The organism is Chachezhania antarctica, assembly GCF_003646465.1.
GTDB lineage: Bacteria > Pseudomonadota > Alphaproteobacteria > Rhodobacterales > Rhodobacteraceae > Chachezhania > Chachezhania antarctica.
The window spans coordinates 1-15,221 of sequence record NZ_QZEX01000019.1; the positions used below are offsets into that span (position 1 = coordinate 1).

Here is a 15,221-nt window from a genome sequence, read left to right on the forward strand (position 1 = left end):
CAATTCCACAGAATACATCTCCCGACCCTCAGCTTCCGCCTCGGGTGTCAGAATGGCGGAATTTTACTCCGCGACGGTCAGGTAATCCCACCGTTTCCGTGGCCCAGTTTGCCTCCGAGATTCACATATCTGTCTTCGAGCACTTCGGAGGCAGGAATGTCGTCGGCGCGGTTATAGCCAAAGTCGATCTCGTTTCGCACGAAGTCGTAGATTGCACCAATTCGATCATGCAGCGGCAAGGTTCCCCAGCCCCGGTCGGCGATCAGAGTGGCAAGTGAAGGATGCCTGAAATCCAAGAGTGGCGTGGACGAAAGCAGCGGGTCAACAGGGGTCACGAGCGTTTCCTAGAATCAACTATGCAAAGATGATAGTTTCTACAGTCACTGTAGCTTCAACCTTTATCTTGTCGCGACGCGAGAGACTATTCTGGTTGGTGATTGTGAACTGCCTTGTGATGCTCGTCATGCTCGTCATGCGCGTCCCGCAGGATGCCTATGCCGCCCCACGCAGCGATGCCGGCCACCGCGACCCCGACAACGAGGTCGGGCCAGTTGCTGCCCAACCACCAAACGAGACCGCCCGCGATCAGGATGCCGCCGTTCGATGCGAAATCGTTGAGGCTGAAGGTGTTGGCGGCCCGGATGTTCACGTCCGGTTCCTTCAGTCGCCCGAGCAGCCAGATGCAGGCGAGGTTGACGACCACAGCGACCAGCGACATTGCGATCATCAGAGTTCCGAGCGGTTCGGAACCGCCAACATAGCGCCGCCAAGCGTCAATCAGAATGCCAACCGCAAAGATCAGAAGCAATCCGCCGGATACGTTTGCGGCACCCCGCTTCCACTTCGACGACCGGGACAAGGCCAGAAGGCTGATGCCATAGACGAGGCTGTCGGATGTGTTGTCGAGACCATTGGCGATCAGGGCGCTGGAATCGCCGATGGCTCCCGTGGCGAAGAACCCCGCAGCGATTGCGAGATTGAGACCGAGAACAATCCAGAGCGTCTGGCGCTCTTTTTCATTCTTCCCGCTGAATTCGCTTTCGACCATCGAACTGGCAAACCTTCCGATTTCTAAGAAAGGGGGCAGAAACGCCCTCTTCGGATGCCGCTATCAAAAAGATATATAGAACCTCTAGCGACTGTAGATCCAAGAGAATTTATCTACGTCTCTCTCGGCACCGAAAGAATAATCGCGGCACCGATCAAACAGATAGACGTCCCTATGAAGTCCCATCTGTCAGGTCGCTGGCCCTCGACGAACCACATCCAGAACATGGAGGCCCCGATGTAGATGCCGCCGTAGGCTGCGAAAGCGCGGCCCGCTGCGCTGGTTTCGACCTGCGCCAGCAACCAGCCGAAAAGCGCGAGCGCGAATATGCCAGGTACGAGCCAGAGCGGTGATGCCCCAAGACGCCACCACGCCCAGATGGCGAAACACCCGCTGATCTCCGCGACAGCAGCCAGCGGATAGGCAATTGCGGCGTTCAAGCCCCAATCTCGTCGTGCTCGGTGAGACATTCCGCATGGTCTCGAAGGACCTCCAGAACCTTGCACTCCGCAACGCTGTCACCGTCGCACTCGGCGACCATGCGTTTCAATTCCTTCTTAAGCGCTTGCAGACGCTTGATCCGCTGTTCGACTTGGTGGAGTTGCCGACGCGCGATCGAATCCGCCTCCGCGCAGGATTGGGACGGGTTGTCCGAGAGGTCCAGCAGCTCCCGGATGGAGTCGAGCGAAAATCCGAGCTGGCGTGAGTGCCGGATGAAAGCCAGCCGGTCGAGGTCCTTTTCAAAGTACCGGCGCTGGCCGCCTGCGGTCCTTCCGGCCTCGTTCATCAAACCGATTTCTTCGTAGTAGCGGATCGTCTGAACCTTGGTTCCGGTTCTCCGCGAGAGTGTTCCAATTGCCAGCATGTGCGATCCTTCAATCTACAAAGACTGTAGCTTACTGAAGAGCCAACTCCATTGAAAAGACAAAGGTTTCACTTTGGTGTGACTTCGGACAACAAAAAGTAACTTTTCGCTTGAACCTCTATCTGCTGTAGCTTGTAGCCCGCGCACAGACAAACTGAACAGGTGGGTAGCGCAAGCAATGAAGAAGGTCCGGATAGTTCTCTGGTCGGCAGTGGTTTTCGCTGCGGCGGTGTCAGCCACGCTTTGGATGACTGAACGCAATCAGGGACCGGTCGCCGCGCGTGTCGATCCTGAGGCCGAGAGTTTCACTGCGGATTTTGAGCTGACGGACCATACCGGTATGGTGCAGACCGACGAGGATTTCCGAGGGCGCTGGATGCTCGTCTTTTTCGGATTTGCGAACTGCCCCGACGTGTGTCCCATGGGGCTCGCAACCATCGCGCAGGTCATGGACGAGCTCGGCACCCAAGGTTCCGCCGTCCAGCCCCTGTTCATCACGGTCGACCCTGAAAGGGATACGCCAAGCGCTCTGGCCAACTACGTTCCCCAGTTTGGTCAGGGAATCCTTGGGTTGAGCGGACCGCCGGACCAAATCGAACGCACTGCCGAGACCTTCAAGATCTACTACCAGAAGATCGAGGAAGCCTCGGCGCCCGACGGCTATACGATGGGGCATACGTCGTCCTTCCTCCTGTTCGATCCGGAAGGCGAATTTGTCCGCATCTACGAATACGACGAGGAACCCGGACTGATCGTTACTGATCTTCGCGAAAGGATCGGCGCGTGACAGCTGGCCCAGACGCAACGCCACGCGCCGCGAGCCCGATGGCTTTCCTCTTTGCGGCATGGTTCGTCGCCTTGTCCGCGTCGCTTGCCGTGCTCTTCATCGGAGAGGTTCTGGGGCAGACTCCCTGCAATCTATGCTGGTTCCAGCGTGCCTTCATGTTCCCGCTCGCGGTCATCCTGGGGGTGGCGGCGTGGCGCGCCGACCTCTCGATCTGGCGCTATGCCGCGCCTCTCGCGGTTCTGGGCGGTGCCGTCGCCCTCTACCATTCCCTGCTTTACGCCGGGATCGTGCCTGCGCCGATCGTGCCCTGCACCGCGTCCGGGCCCTCCTGCACCGATGATGCAATGCTGCTCGTCGGTATCCCGATCCCTCTGCTGTCCCTGCTGACGTTCGGGGCGATCCTTGTCCTTCTCATTCAACTTCGACGGATATCAATATGAACCGAAAGACACTTCTGCTCGCGATACTCACTCTGCTAATGGTCGTTTTCGTGGCTGGTGCTTGGTTCGTATCGCGTCCCGATCCGACCCCCGTGGCGACAGCCGCTCCACTGGAACAACAGGATCGTCTTGTTCGGTCCTATTCTCCCATACTCGGGCGTGAGGATGCGCCAGTGACCATCGTGGAGTTCTTCGACCCAGCCTGCGAGGCCTGCCGCGCCTTCCATCCCATCGTGAAGCAGATACTGACGCAATACCCCGACGATGTGCGCGTCGTCATGCGCTACACGCCGTTCCACGGCGAGGGGTCCGAGCTGGCAATCAAGGTGCTGGAAGCGGCCCGGTTGCAGGACGTTTTTGTTCCCGTGCTGGAAGCGCTGCTTGAAAATCAGCCCGCCTGGGCCTCTCACGGCGCTCCGGCAGCTGAGCGCATCATGGAGATCGCCGGAGCGGCGGGCTTGGACACAGACGCCGCCGCAAATCAGATCATGTCACCCAGCATCGTCGGCGTCCTCAATCAAGACCGGGCAGACGTCGAAGCTGTCGGAATCCAAGGCACACCGACGTTCTTCGTCAACGGTAAGCCTTTGCCAGAGTTCGGTGCGGAGCAGCTCTTGTCGCTCGTCCAAGCCGAAGTCGAGGCTGCGGCAACAAACTAGAACGAACAGGAGACCCAACGTGTTCAAAACCTTCGCAAAGGCAATCCAGAGCCTGTCTGTCGCTCTTCTGATGGGCTTGCCAATGGCATCCTCAGCGCAGCAGTTGTCAGAGAACGCATCGATTGTGGTCGAGAGCCCCTGGGCGCGCGCGAGCCTTGGAATGTCGCGGCCCGGCGGGGCCTATCTGACCGTTCGGAACGAGGGCAGCGATCAGATCTCCCTTATCGGTCTTCGCGCGGAGATCTCCGGCATGGCTTCGATCCACGAAACCAGAACCAATTCTGAGGGCGTCAGCATCATGGCTCCGGCGGACAATATCGTGATCCCGCCCGGGGGTATGTTCGCCCTTGAACCCGGCGGATATCACGCCATGCTGATGCAACTGCAATCTCCGCTCGTCGAGGGGGAGACCTTTCCGCTGACCCTGCTCTTTTCCGATGGAACAGAGCTTGAAATCACCGTCCCGGTCCTTGGCATCGGCGCACGCGGCCCCGAAGGCTGATCCGGCTGATGATGAGGGTGGCCAAAATCGCAGCGATCGGAGCGGCGGCGGTCTTTGCCGCCCTGTTTGTCGGCTGGTGGCAGGTAGATGGGCCTGGCGCTGACTCCGCGCCGGGCAAGCGGTCTCTACCGCTGACTGCTATGGAATTCAGCCTGACGGATCAGGATGGTCGGGATGTCGGCCCGGAAACCCTCATCGGCGAGCCGAGTCTGGTCTTCTTCGGATTCACCTATTGCCCCGACGTTTGCCCGACGACCCTCTCGGACATTTCCGGATGGCTCGACGAGATTGGGCCGGACGCCGAAGACCTGAATACCGTTTTCATCACCGTAGATCCGGACCGCGACACGGTCGAGGCCATGGCCGAGTATGTCTCGTATTTCCATCCGCAGATACAAGGATGGACGGGCTTGCCAGACCAGATCGCGGCCATCGCCGATGGTTTCCGTGCCACCTATGAGAAGGTTGAGGGGGAAAACGGCGAATATACGATGAACCACACGGCGGGTGTTTTCTTGTTCGATGCGACAGGTCGCTTCGTCACCACCATCGACTATCACGAACCACGCGAATTCGCCGTGCCGAAGATAAGGCGCGCGATGCAGAACAGAACCGAGAGGGCAGAATCTTGAAACTGAGACATATCGTTCTGGGAACGACAATGGCCGCGGCAGCGGTCAGCACGATAGCGAGCCGGGCTTTGATCCTGGAGGCGCCGTCCGAGTACATCTTTTCCGAGGCTCCGGTAGCCTTGGACAGTCCACCCGAACCTCTCGATGGACCAGGCGTCAACGCATCTGGCGAGACGATGCCGAATATGCTTCCGGCCGCTTTTCAGCCGCCTGAGTTTCCCGCACTCGAACGGGCCGAGCCAGATAATCTGATGGCGCTTGTTCAGGCCCTCGCCACGCCGCCTTGGGAGGCGACGGTCGAGGCGGGTGACACATTGGACGTGCTTCTCTCTCTCGCGGACATGGATGCGCAAACACGGACCGAAGTCGCACTGGCACTGACGGTTGAATACGACCTGCGCCGCCTTCGACCGGGCCATCGTCTCAGCGTCGACTTTCGCCCGGACGGAACGCCATCCGTTGTGACGTTGGCTGTCGATGACGGTGTGCGGATCGAAGTCACCCTGGACGACACCATTGCGAGTCGGACGGTAACGCCGAGCGCGTTGACAGTCGAGCGTGCGAGCCAGCTGCTGGTAAACGGGTCGATCTACGCTTCGCTGGATCGAGCAGGCGTCCCGGCCCGTTTTGCCGTCGATCTCGCACAAATCCTCGGGGAAACGGTCGACTTTCGCAGGGATCTTCAAGGCGGAGAGACCCTGAATATCCTTTGGGGTCAGACCGTCCTTCGCGATGGTTCAGAGGTCGGTCAACCGTCAATCTCCTATGCGGCCCTCGATCTGGCCGACGACCGCTTCGAAATCCTCTGGTCAGCCGAAGACAGCGGGCGGGCAACGGTCTATTTGAATGGTGAAATCCTGCGGACGGTCGCGCCGCCGGTGGAAGGCGCACGACTGTCGTCGGTCTTCGGGCAGCGCAAGCATCCGATCTACGGCAATATGCGGATGCACACAGGTGTCGATTATGCCGCCGCTGCGGGGACACCGATTGCAGCGACCGCACCCGGACGGGTCTCCTTCATCGGATGGCGGAGCGGGTATGGCCGGGTGGTCGAGATCGCGCACGGGTCAGACACAATGACCCGCTATGCGCACCTCAGCGCTGTGCCGGAGGGTCTGGCCGTCGGAAACCGCGTGGTCGCGGGCGAAACGATTGGCCAGGTCGGTGAGACAGGCACGGCGACAGCTCCGAACCTTCACTACGAAGTGCGCGTGGACGGCCGACCTATCGATCCGCTCGGGGAGGAATTGCTCGCCTCTGCGGAAAATTTCGACACTGCGGACGCCACTGAAATCCTTGAAGAGACGCGCACACGGTTCGCGACCTTTCTTCGCGAAGACACATGACTGATTTGAAAGGAATTCCGATGAAAAACAGGTTTCAAACCTTGGCCGCTGCGACCCTCATGATTGCTGCCGCGACGGCAGTAACCGCCCAGACCGCTATCCACGTCGGAAAGACGCGCGGCTGCGGTTGTTGCCTTGCCTGGATGGAAAAGCTGTCCGAGGCCGATTTTGCCCCTGAAGGTGAGAATATGGGCGGGGCGTTGATCCGTCTGAAGATGGATCGCGGTATTCCCGTCGATATGTTCTCCTGTCACACGGCGACCGTCGAAGGCTACACCATCGAGGGTCACGTTCCGCCAGCCGATATTACTCGACTGCTTGAAGAACGTCCCGATGCCATAGGCCTGGCCGTGCCCGGCATGCCCATCGGCTCGCCCGGCATGGATTTCGGCGACGATGCCGAAGCCTACGATGTCTTTCTGGTGAAATCCGACGGCTCCACTGAGATCTTTTCGTCCTATCCGGCGAGTTAAAGTGGAGCAAATCACAACACTCTCACCAGTCGCACTGGGCTTTCTAGGCAGCCTGGCCGCCGGTCTCATGACCGCCGTCGGGGCGACGCCCGTGCTTCTCGGCAAGACCCCGTCACGCAAATGGCGCGATATTTCGCTCGGCTTTGCCGCCGGGGTCATGCTTGCCGCGTCTTTCTTTTCTCTCATTATACCGGCACTCGACGCAGCGGAGGGCCGATACGGGGATGGCGCGATACCGGCGCTGATCGTCTGTGCTGCGATCCTGATGGGCATGGGCGCGGTCGCCATGATGAACGAAATGATCCCGCATGAGCATTTCAGCAGCGGGCGCGAAGGCCCGGAGGCGGTCTCGCTGCGCCGTGTCTGGCTCTTCATCATCGCCATCACGATCCACAATGCGCCGGAGGGTTTGGCCGTCGGCGTTGCGTTCGGAGCTGATGGTTTTACAGGCGGATTTCCCGTCGCTCTCGGGATCGGATTGCAGAATGCGCCTGAAGGGCTGGCTGTTGCAGTCGCCCTACTGGGCGAGCGATACTCGGCGGGCCGCGCGTTCGGCATCGCAGCACTGACTGGTTTGGTCGAACCCGTCACGGGCTTTCTTGGTGCCGCGGTGATCGTCGTGGCGCAGCCTCTCTTGCCCTGGGGTCTGGCTTTTGCGGCGGGCGCGATGCTCTATGTCATCAGCCACGAGATCATCCCGGAAACCCATCGCAGCGGCCACCAGAAGCAGGCGACGACCGGGCTCGCGATCGGCCTCGTCGTCATGCTGTTCCTAGATGTCTGGTTGGGGTGATTCATGGCAATTCGCTCCATTGGCATTTGCACAGCTGTCGCGGCGCTCGCCGCCGATCAGGCATCGAAGGCGTTCGTGCTCGCGAATGCGGAAACGCTCGCCCCCGGCGTCGCTGTGTTCCCCGGCTTCAACCTGATCTTCCACCGCAACTACGGCGTGACCTTTGGGTTCTTTCAAAATGTGCCGTGGTGGGTCCTTGCATTGGTCGCCACCGCCGTCGTTCTGTTCCTCGTCGTTTCACTGATCCGGGCAACGCAGGCAGCCGAGGCGGTTGCCTACGGCATGGTGATCGGCGGCGCTCTTGGGAATGTCGTGGATCGTTTTCGCTTTGGCGGTGTGACCGACTTTCTGGATTTCTATCTCGGAACGGCGCATTGGCCAGCGTTCAACCTCGCGGATGTCTTCGTGGTCTGCGGCGTGGGGATTTTACTGATCTTCTCGGGGCGCGAAAAGGTCGCTGCGTCCGAAACCTCAAGATAGATCTCGGTGATTTCAATCGGCATCACTGTTCTCCGCATTTCCAGAATGTCAGGTATCATCCTCACATTCTGTGCATTCGGTCTCGGCGCTTTGGCGGTTCTCGCTCTGCCACCATTCTCGATGCCGGTGCTTTTGCCCGTCGCGTTTGGCGCGCTGTATCTCCTCACGGTCGGAGAGAGCCGCATGCGGGCCGGACTTGCCGGATGGGCGTTCGGCGTTGGCTTCTTCCTGTTCGGATTGTCCTGGATCGCGGAAAGCTTTTTCGTCGACGCGGAGCGGTTCGGCTGGATGGCCGTTCCTGCGGTGGCTGGACTGGCCGCCGGCCTTGCGCTGTTCCCGGCGGCGGCAATGGCAGCGTTCGCATGGAGCAGGACGAAAGGTGTCTCCGGCGCATTGATCTTCGCGGTCTGCTGGTCGGTTTCTGAATGGCTGCGCGGCACCATGCTGACAGGCTTCCCCTGGAACCTGATTGCCTATGCATGGGCCGACTACGATATTCCACGCCAAATGGCCGCATGGGTTGGCAGCTACGGACTTGGCCTCCTCACAGTTCTGCTGTCGGTCTTGCCCGTAACGCTCCTCATGCGGAATCGTCGGCAAAATGCGTTCGCCGCATTTGTTTTCATGTCGGTGGTGGGGGGTGCCGGAACCCTCGGTACGGTTCGCCTTATGGCCACCACACCGCCAACAGACACAACCGTCAGGATCGTTCAGGGAAACATTCCTCAGACGGAGAAATGGGACCCCGCGTTCCGCGAACGGAACATATCCCGCTATCTGGACCTGTCTGCGCAGTCTGGCAGCTTCGACGTCCTTCTCTGGCCTGAAAGTGCATTTCCCGGTTATCTTGATGAGAATCCTGAAATGTTGGGTCGAATTGCCGAACGTCTGCCTGAGGGCCGCGTTCTTCTGACCGGTGCACAGACGCGCGAGTCGGACGGCACTGGCACACGCTACAGAAATTCGATCCTCGCGGTCGATCAGACCGGACAGATCGTCACGAGATACGCCAAGCATCATCTCGTGCCGTTCGGGGAATACGTTCCCCTGCGGAGTTTTCTTCCGATCCAGCGATTGACCGCAGGGCTTGGGGACTTCACGCCCGGTCCCGGCCCCCAGACCGTTGAGCTACCCGGTTTATCTCCGGTCGGCCTTTCGATCTGCTACGAGGCCATTTTTCCGGGACGTGTCGTAGACGCCGCTTCGCGTCCGGACTGGATATTCAACGCCACCAATGACGCTTGGTTCGGTGCGTCTCTCGGTCCCCGGCAACATCTGGCCTCTGCCAGGATGCGCGCGGTTGAAGAGGGGCTGCCGATGGTTCGCGCGGCCAACACGGGCATTTCAGCAGTTATCGATGGGTACGGCCGGATCGTCGCCCGCCTCGGGCTGGACGAGACCGGCGTGCTGGACGCCCGCTTGCCAGCTGCGCTCCCGGCCACGCCATTCGCGAAATGCGGGCAGATGATGTTCCTGCTCGTTTTGGCAGCGTGCATCGCGGGTGCCATTGGATTGACTGTCGGAAAGGAAAACGCGTAATGATCGTAGTCTTTGGAGCAGTGGCGGGAGCCGCATGGGGCGGATATCTCGCCAAGAAGCGTGGCGGCAACAGGCTGGACATCGCCCAGTACGCGGCAAGTTCCGCGATCGCATTCGGACTCCTGGCGTTGTTCGCCTCGATCGTTCTTGCACGGGTTCTATGAACCGCCGTCCAAGGCCGGATAGGCGCTAGGCGAATATGTCGATCGGCGTCCCGTCCCGCACCATCGCGTAGATATCCTCAATTTCGCGGTCCGACACCGCGATGCAACCCGCCGTCCAGTCTGGCTTGATCGCGTCGATCCCGGGTCGTGGCCCGCCATGGATGAAGATGTCGCCGCCTGGCTCACGTCCCTGTGCAGCGGCGAAGGCGATATCGGCCTCGTTCGGATAAGAGATTCCGATGGAGAGATGGAACAGACTGTCGGGATTGCGTCGGTCGACGGTGTAAGCCCCTTCGGGTGTTTTCCCGTCACCCTCGAACTGCTTGGGCCCCTCGGGCGCGAAACCGAGGTCTATCCTGTAGGCTTTCAGGACCGAGGTATTGTTGAACAGGAACAGGTTCCGGTCACCTTTGAACATCTGCAACCGGGTGACCTCGGGCCCATCGTAGGTTCGGAATTTGCTGGCGCACCCTGCAAGGCCAAGTGCAAGTCCGCCCAAGAGTGCCGTTCGTCGTGTCGTTTTCATCATGTCGTCCGCTCGATCTTTTTACCTGTCCACTCATATCGGTATCGGTATGCCTGATCAATCAATGGCCGTGGGCCAGGGCTCCCTGCGCCATCTTCTCTCCCACTTGCTCTCCCCCGGACCCGTCCGGCCGGTCCTTCTTGGCCCGGAGCAGCCTGAGCGCGTTGGCGACTACCAGTAGCGAAACGCCGACATCCGCAGCGATGGCACCCCACATTGTTGCCATGCCGAACGCTGTCAGCCCGACGAACAGCGCCTTCGTCGCAAGCGCAATAGCGATGTTCTGATGGATGACGTTCATGGTGCGGCGGGAATGGCCTATCAGCCATGGCACCTTGGCGATGTCGTCCGTCATTAGGGCGATATCGGCGGTCTCAATGGCGGCATCCGATCCGACCGCACCCATGGCGATGGCGAAATGCGCCCGCGCCATGGCAGGTGCATCGTTTACACCGTCGCCAATCATTGCCACGATATCATAGTTGGCAACGAGTTCCTCGATTGCCGTCACCTTGTCTTCGGGCAGCAGTTCCGCGCGCACCTCGTCAATGCCGACTTCCGCCGCCACGGCGCGCGCCGTGCGTTCATTGTCGCCGGTCAGCATGATGATCTTTTTTACGCCCTGGGCATGCAGGCGTGCCACGACCCCCTTCGCATCCGGGCGGATGCGGTCGCGCAGTTCGATCAGGCCCAGCAGGCGGTCTGCGGAGCCTACGGCAACGAGTGTGCTGCCAGCCCCTTCGATCCGTTCCAGCAGATCGCGGGGGATCGCTTCGCCAAGCCCCTTCTCGGTCGCAAATCGATCCGAGCCGAGCCAGACGGGCTGACCCTCCCAGGTTCCCTCGACACCGCGGCCCGGCACCGTTTTGGTGTCGGTAGCCGCCGACTGCTTAAACCCGTCGCGTTCGCCGCGCGCCAGGATGGCCCGCGCCAGAGGATGCGAAGAGCGGGCTTCCAACGCGACAGCGGCGCTCAGAAGGTCGCGTTCGACCGTGCCGCCTAAAGGATGCAGGCCCGCGACCTCCGGTTCTCCCATGGTGATCGTCCCGGTCTTGTCCATTGCCAGAGCTGTCAGGCGTGACGGAGCCTCCACATAGGCACCGCCCTTGATCAGCACGCCATTGCGTGCCGAGGCCGCGAGCGAAGCGACGATGGAGACCGGCGTAGAAATCACGAGCGCACAGGGGCAAGCGATTACCAGAAGAACCAGCGCATTGTAGAACCAGTAATTCCATGCCCCCGCGAACAGCAGCGGCGGAACGACGGCGATTAGAATCGCCAGCGCCATCACGATGGGCGTGTAGATGCGGGCGAATTTCGTGACCCATTGCTCGACATCGGCGCGGCGCGAATGGGCGTCGCCTACCATACGGATGATTTTCGAGAGCACGGTATCGCCTGCGGCCTTGGTGGCCCTGACCGTCAGTGTGCCGTCGCCGTTGATCGTTCCGGCATACACTTCATCGCCAGTTTCCTTTGCCACAAGAGCACTTTCCCCGGTAATCGGAGCCTGATCAACATCGCCGCGACCCTCGGTCACCTCTCCGTCGAGCGGGATACGGTCTCCGCCGCGCACCACGAAGCGGTCACCGATCGCAACCTGAGCCGCAGGAACATCGGTCTCCGATCCGTCGTCACGAATGACGCGCGCCGTGGGTGGTGCTAGGTCCAACAGGGCCGAGACCGCGTTGCGCGCACGCCCCACGCTCCAGGATTCGAGAGCGAGGGACAGAGCAAAGAAGAATGCGACCGTTGCCGCCTCGAAAAACTCGCCCAGACCGATCGCCCCGGCCACGGCGACGATCATCAGCAAATTCATGTCAGGCGAAAATCTACGCGCGGCGGACCATGCTTTGGGGGCGACCAGCCAGGCTCCGAACACCACCGCCAGCATGAACAGCCCCATCTCGACCAGAGGCATAGACGTCTCGCCATGACCGGAGAAGAGCCGCAGCGCGCCGCCCGCCCCCGTCTCGACGATGTGGTAAAGGAACCCCGCGGCCCAGAAGCCGCCGCTGAGCCCGGTGAAGAGGCGTTGACGTGCGAAATGGGCCGCCTGGTCCGCTTCGGCGCTTTCAGCATCCCACATCTTCGCGCTCATCCCAGTCGACCCGACGATCTTGATGATCTTATCGTCGCTGAGCGGTTTGGCGCTTTTGAGGATGGTCATGCGCCCGTTGATCACATCGAAGGCCAGATGCTCGCTGCCGCCGACTTCCGGCCCGACGACCTTGTTCAGGATCGCGACCTCTTCCGCACAATCCAGCCCGTTAACGCGAAAACTGCGTCCGGAGGATGGTGGAGGTGCTGCCACCTGCGCGGTGTCTTCGGCCGTCTGGCCGCAGCAAGCCTTTGTGTCTTTGCGATCATCCTGATGACCGTGCGGATGCGTGTCTGGACCGTGGTGGGACATGGGAAACCTCTGAGAATAAGCGTTGAGCCAAAGATAGGAGCTTCAGTTGCTAGAGGTTCAAGAAGTTTCTTGGGATGTTCTGTGCTTAAGGCCATCACAATCAGCACTGTACCTCCTCTGAACTGTTCGGGCGCGACAGCGAGGCGATTGGACTTGACCTTCCATCTACGGGAAGCACTATTTGCGGACCCAGTGTAGTTTTTGAAAGGCTGGGAAATGGATCAGATAGTAGGCAAGGATGCGTCAGAGCGGTCGTCGGATCATGCCGTGGATCCGGTGTGCGGCATGTCCGTCACAATTTCTCCGGACGCACGCCGTGCAGACTATGACGGTGAAATTTTCTATTTCTGCTCCGACAGGTGCCACACCAAGTTCAAGGCTGATCCAGTTTACTACGCCTCTGGCAAGGCATCGGATCGTCGCATGACCTCACAAGCAGGCGCGCAGTATACATGCCCGATGCACCCTGAAATCGTACGTGATGAACCCGGATCTTGCCCGATCTGTGGCATGGCGCTTGAACCGATGTTACCGTCGGATGAACCCAGTGAGGAACTGACCGACTTCACCCGCCGCATGTGGATCAGTGCCGCCGCGGCCGTTCCCTTGGTCATCCTAACCATGGGTGAGTTGGTCGGTCTGCCCGTCCGAGACTGGATCGGGCATCAACTGGCGACCTATGTCGAGTTCGCGTTGGCGACACCAATCGTCCTATGGGCGGCGAAACCCTTCTTCGAGCGGGGATGGGCGTCGATCGTGAACCGCTCGCCCAACATGTGGACACTGATCTCCATCGGTGTCGGTGCGGCCTACATCTATTCGCTGGTGGCTACGTTCCTTCCGGGCGTGTTTCCGGAGGTCTACCGGATGGGCGCGGGGGTCGGCACCTACTTTGAGGCCGCCGTTGTCATCATCACCCTGATTTTTGTTGGGCAGGTTCTGGAGCTGAGGGCGCGGGAACGGACCGGCGATGCCATTCGGGCACTACTCGACCTGGCCCCGAAAACTGCGCGACGTATCCTGCCCGACGGCACAGAGTATGACGCGCCGCTGGAAAACATCGTTGAGGGGGATCGTCTGCGGGTCCGCCCAGGCGACGCGATCCCCGTCGACGCCACGGTCATGGACGGTACGTCGTCCATCGACGAGAGCATGATCACCGGCGAACCCCTGCCGGTCGAAAAAGGTCCCGGCGATACCGTCACCGGCGGCACGATCAACAAGAACGGATCCCTTGTCATCGAGGCCGCGCGCGTGGGTGCCGACACGATGCTGAGCCAGATCGTCGAGATGGTTTCGAACGCGCGTAGGTCCCGCGCGCCGATTCAGGGTCTTGCCGACAAGGTCTCATCCTACTTCGTGCCGACCGTTGTCCTGATCGCGCTGCTCGCATTCGTCGCGTGGCTGAGCTTCGGACCCGAACCTGCTCTGGTCTTTGCCATTGCCTCGGCGGTGTCGGTGCTGATCATCGCCTGCCCCTGTGCTCTGGGTCTGGCGACCCCGATTTCGATCACGACGGCCGCGGGGCGCGGTGCACAGGCGGGTGTGCTGATCAAGGACGCCGAAGCTCTGGAACGCATGGCCAAGGTCGATACGCTGATCGTGGACAAGACGGGTACCCTGACCGAGGGGAAGCCGAAGCTGACCGATGTGGCCGCTCTGGGCGACGAAAGCGAGGAAACCATTCTAACCCTAGCTGCCGCCCTGGAAAAAGGCTCGGAGCACCCGTTGGCGGAGGCCATCGTGGAGGGTGCGATGGAGAAGGGCATCAAGGTCGGCAATGCCGAAAACTTCGAGGCGGTGACCGGAAAAGGCGTGCGCGGAACTGTCTTGGGGCGGGCTGTCGCACTTGGAAATACCGCAATGATGCGCGACATGTCTCTCGACACATCTACGGCGGAGGAAGCGGCAGATGTTCTACGGGCCGAGGGTAAGACCGCCATGTTCGTAGCCATTGAAGGTAAGCTGTCCGGCATCGTCGCAGTGGCCGACCCGATCAAGGAGTCGACTGCCGAAGCCATCAAGGTACTGCACGAGGCAGGTCTGCGGATCATCATGGCGACAGGTGACAACGAACGCACCGCCAGCGCCGTGGCGCAGCGGCTTGGAATCGACGAGGTTCGGGCCGGCGTTCTGCCGGAAGATAAGAAGGCGCTGGTCGACGAGCTGCACGCCGAAGGCAGAAAGGTCGCGATGGCGGGTGATGGTGTCAACGACGCGCCAGCCCTAGCCGCAGCGGACGTCGGCCTTGCCATGGGTACGGGCGCGGACGTGGCGGTTGAAAGTGCGGGCATCACGCTGTTGCGCGGGGATCTGAACGGCATCGTCAAGGCGCGGACACTGGCGGTGGCGACGATCCGCAACATTCGCCAGAACCTGTTCTGGGCGTTTGCCTATAACACGCTCGGTGTTCCAATCGCGGCAGGGGTCCTCTACCCGGTCTTCGGCCTATTAATGTCACCAATGATCGCCGCAGCCGCGATGAGCCTTTCTTCAGTCTCGGTCATCGCAAACGCTCTCAGGCTGAGGCGATTGAAGCTTTAGCGGGTCCGCG

17 protein-coding genes and 1 pseudogene are annotated in these 15,221 nt (G+C 60.6%); 12 read left to right on the plus strand and 6 right to left on the minus strand.

Annotation, left to right across the window (positions count from 1 at the left end):
* Positions 1 to 125: 125 nt before the first annotated feature.
* The 4 genes and pseudogenes from D4754_RS22195 to D4754_RS22210 form a co-directional block, all read right to left on the minus strand.
* Positions 126 to 335, minus strand: a pseudogene (locus D4754_RS22195) (transglutaminase-like domain-containing protein); the annotation flags it as partial.
* Positions 336 to 421: 86 nt separating this feature from the next.
* A complete protein-coding gene (locus D4754_RS22200) occupies positions 422 to 1,048 on the minus strand; it encodes a cation efflux transmembrane domain-containing protein (RefSeq protein ID WP_121068228.1) in 627 nt (208 codons plus the stop codon).
* A gap of 113 nt (positions 1,049 to 1,161) precedes the next feature.
* Entirely contained in the window at positions 1,162 to 1,488 is a 327-nt protein-coding gene (locus tag D4754_RS22205) for a YnfA family protein (RefSeq protein WP_121068230.1), read from the minus strand.
* A complete protein-coding gene (locus D4754_RS22210) occupies positions 1,485 to 1,913 on the minus strand; it encodes a MerR family transcriptional regulator (protein WP_024099356.1) in 429 nt (142 codons plus the stop codon). Before D4754_RS22210 ends, D4754_RS22205 begins: the two co-directional genes overlap by 4 nt.
* 178 nt (positions 1,914 to 2,091) lie before the next feature.
* Here D4754_RS22210 and D4754_RS22215 point away from each other — a divergent pair, with 178 nt between their 5' ends.
* The 11 genes from D4754_RS22215 (at position 2,092) to D4754_RS24160 (ending at position 9,728) form a co-directional block, all read left to right on the plus strand.
* Positions 2,092 to 2,700 (plus strand): SCO family protein, encoded by a 609-nt coding sequence (locus D4754_RS22215; protein WP_420837228.1) that lies wholly within the window; start codon positions 2,092 to 2,094, stop codon positions 2,698 to 2,700.
* 38 nt (positions 2,701 to 2,738) lie between these two features.
* Positions 2,739 to 3,140, plus strand: a complete 402-nt coding sequence (locus tag D4754_RS22220) for a disulfide bond formation protein B (protein WP_121068275.1) — start codon at positions 2,739 to 2,741, stop codon at positions 3,138 to 3,140.
* Positions 3,137 to 3,799 (plus strand): DsbA family protein, encoded by a 663-nt coding sequence (locus D4754_RS22225; protein ID WP_121068232.1) that lies wholly within the window; start codon positions 3,137 to 3,139, stop codon positions 3,797 to 3,799. Before D4754_RS22220 ends, D4754_RS22225 begins: the two co-directional genes overlap by 4 nt.
* A gap of 70 nt (positions 3,800 to 3,869) precedes the next feature.
* The gene (locus tag D4754_RS22230) at positions 3,870 to 4,301 is read left to right on the plus strand and encodes a copper chaperone PCu(A)C (RefSeq protein WP_121068277.1); all 432 of its coding nucleotides are present in this window, start codon (positions 3,870 to 3,872) and stop codon (positions 4,299 to 4,301) included.
* Between the two features lie 8 nt (positions 4,302 to 4,309).
* Positions 4,310 to 4,933 carry an SCO family protein gene (locus D4754_RS22235; RefSeq protein ID WP_093734376.1) on the plus strand — a complete coding sequence of 208 codons (624 nt, stop codon included), beginning with the start codon at positions 4,310 to 4,312 and terminating at the stop codon, positions 4,931 to 4,933.
* Positions 4,934 to 4,962: 29 nt separating this feature from the next.
* The gene (locus D4754_RS22240) at positions 4,963 to 6,279 is read left to right on the plus strand and encodes a M23 family metallopeptidase (protein ID WP_114276235.1); all 1,317 of its coding nucleotides are present in this window, start codon (positions 4,963 to 4,965) and stop codon (positions 6,277 to 6,279) included.
* Between the two features lie 20 nt (positions 6,280 to 6,299).
* A complete protein-coding gene (locus D4754_RS22245) occupies positions 6,300 to 6,752 on the plus strand; it encodes a DUF411 domain-containing protein (protein ID WP_114276236.1) in 453 nt (150 codons plus the stop codon).
* A 10-nt stretch (positions 6,753 to 6,762) separates the two neighbouring features.
* A complete protein-coding gene (locus D4754_RS22250) occupies positions 6,763 to 7,545 on the plus strand; it encodes a ZIP family metal transporter (protein WP_090270173.1) in 783 nt (260 codons plus the stop codon).
* Between the two features lie 3 nt (positions 7,546 to 7,548).
* Complete coding sequence (lspA, locus tag D4754_RS22255; RefSeq protein WP_114276237.1) at positions 7,549 to 8,025, plus strand: signal peptidase II; 477 nt, start codon at positions 7,549 to 7,551, stop codon at positions 8,023 to 8,025.
* A gap of 45 nt (positions 8,026 to 8,070) precedes the next feature.
* Entirely contained in the window at positions 8,071 to 9,564 is a 1,494-nt protein-coding gene (gene lnt / locus D4754_RS22260; RefSeq protein WP_240453980.1) for an apolipoprotein N-acyltransferase, read from the plus strand.
* Positions 9,564 to 9,728 carry a hypothetical protein gene (locus D4754_RS24160; RefSeq protein ID WP_163026031.1) on the plus strand — a complete coding sequence of 55 codons (165 nt, stop codon included), beginning with the start codon at positions 9,564 to 9,566 and terminating at the stop codon, positions 9,726 to 9,728. The genes lnt and D4754_RS24160 overlap by 1 nt, the downstream gene beginning before the upstream one ends.
* A gap of 25 nt (positions 9,729 to 9,753) precedes the next feature.
* On the opposite strand, the gene D4754_RS22265 is transcribed toward D4754_RS24160, so the two are convergent.
* The gene (locus D4754_RS22265; RefSeq protein ID WP_047998128.1) at positions 9,754 to 10,254 is read right to left on the minus strand and encodes a L,D-transpeptidase family protein; all 501 of its coding nucleotides are present in this window, start codon (positions 10,252 to 10,254) and stop codon (positions 9,754 to 9,756) included.
* Positions 10,255 to 10,315: 61 nt separating this feature from the next.
* Positions 10,316 to 12,667 carry a heavy metal translocating P-type ATPase gene (locus D4754_RS22270; protein ID WP_240453981.1) on the minus strand — a complete coding sequence of 784 codons (2,352 nt, stop codon included), beginning with the start codon at positions 12,665 to 12,667 and terminating at the stop codon, positions 10,316 to 10,318.
* Between the two features lie 216 nt (positions 12,668 to 12,883).
* On the opposite strand from D4754_RS22270, the gene D4754_RS22275 reads away from it, so the two are divergent.
* Entirely contained in the window at positions 12,884 to 15,211 is a 2,328-nt protein-coding gene (locus tag D4754_RS22275) for a heavy metal translocating P-type ATPase (protein WP_047997978.1), read from the plus strand.
* The last annotated feature ends 10 nt before the right edge of the window (positions 15,212 to 15,221 follow it).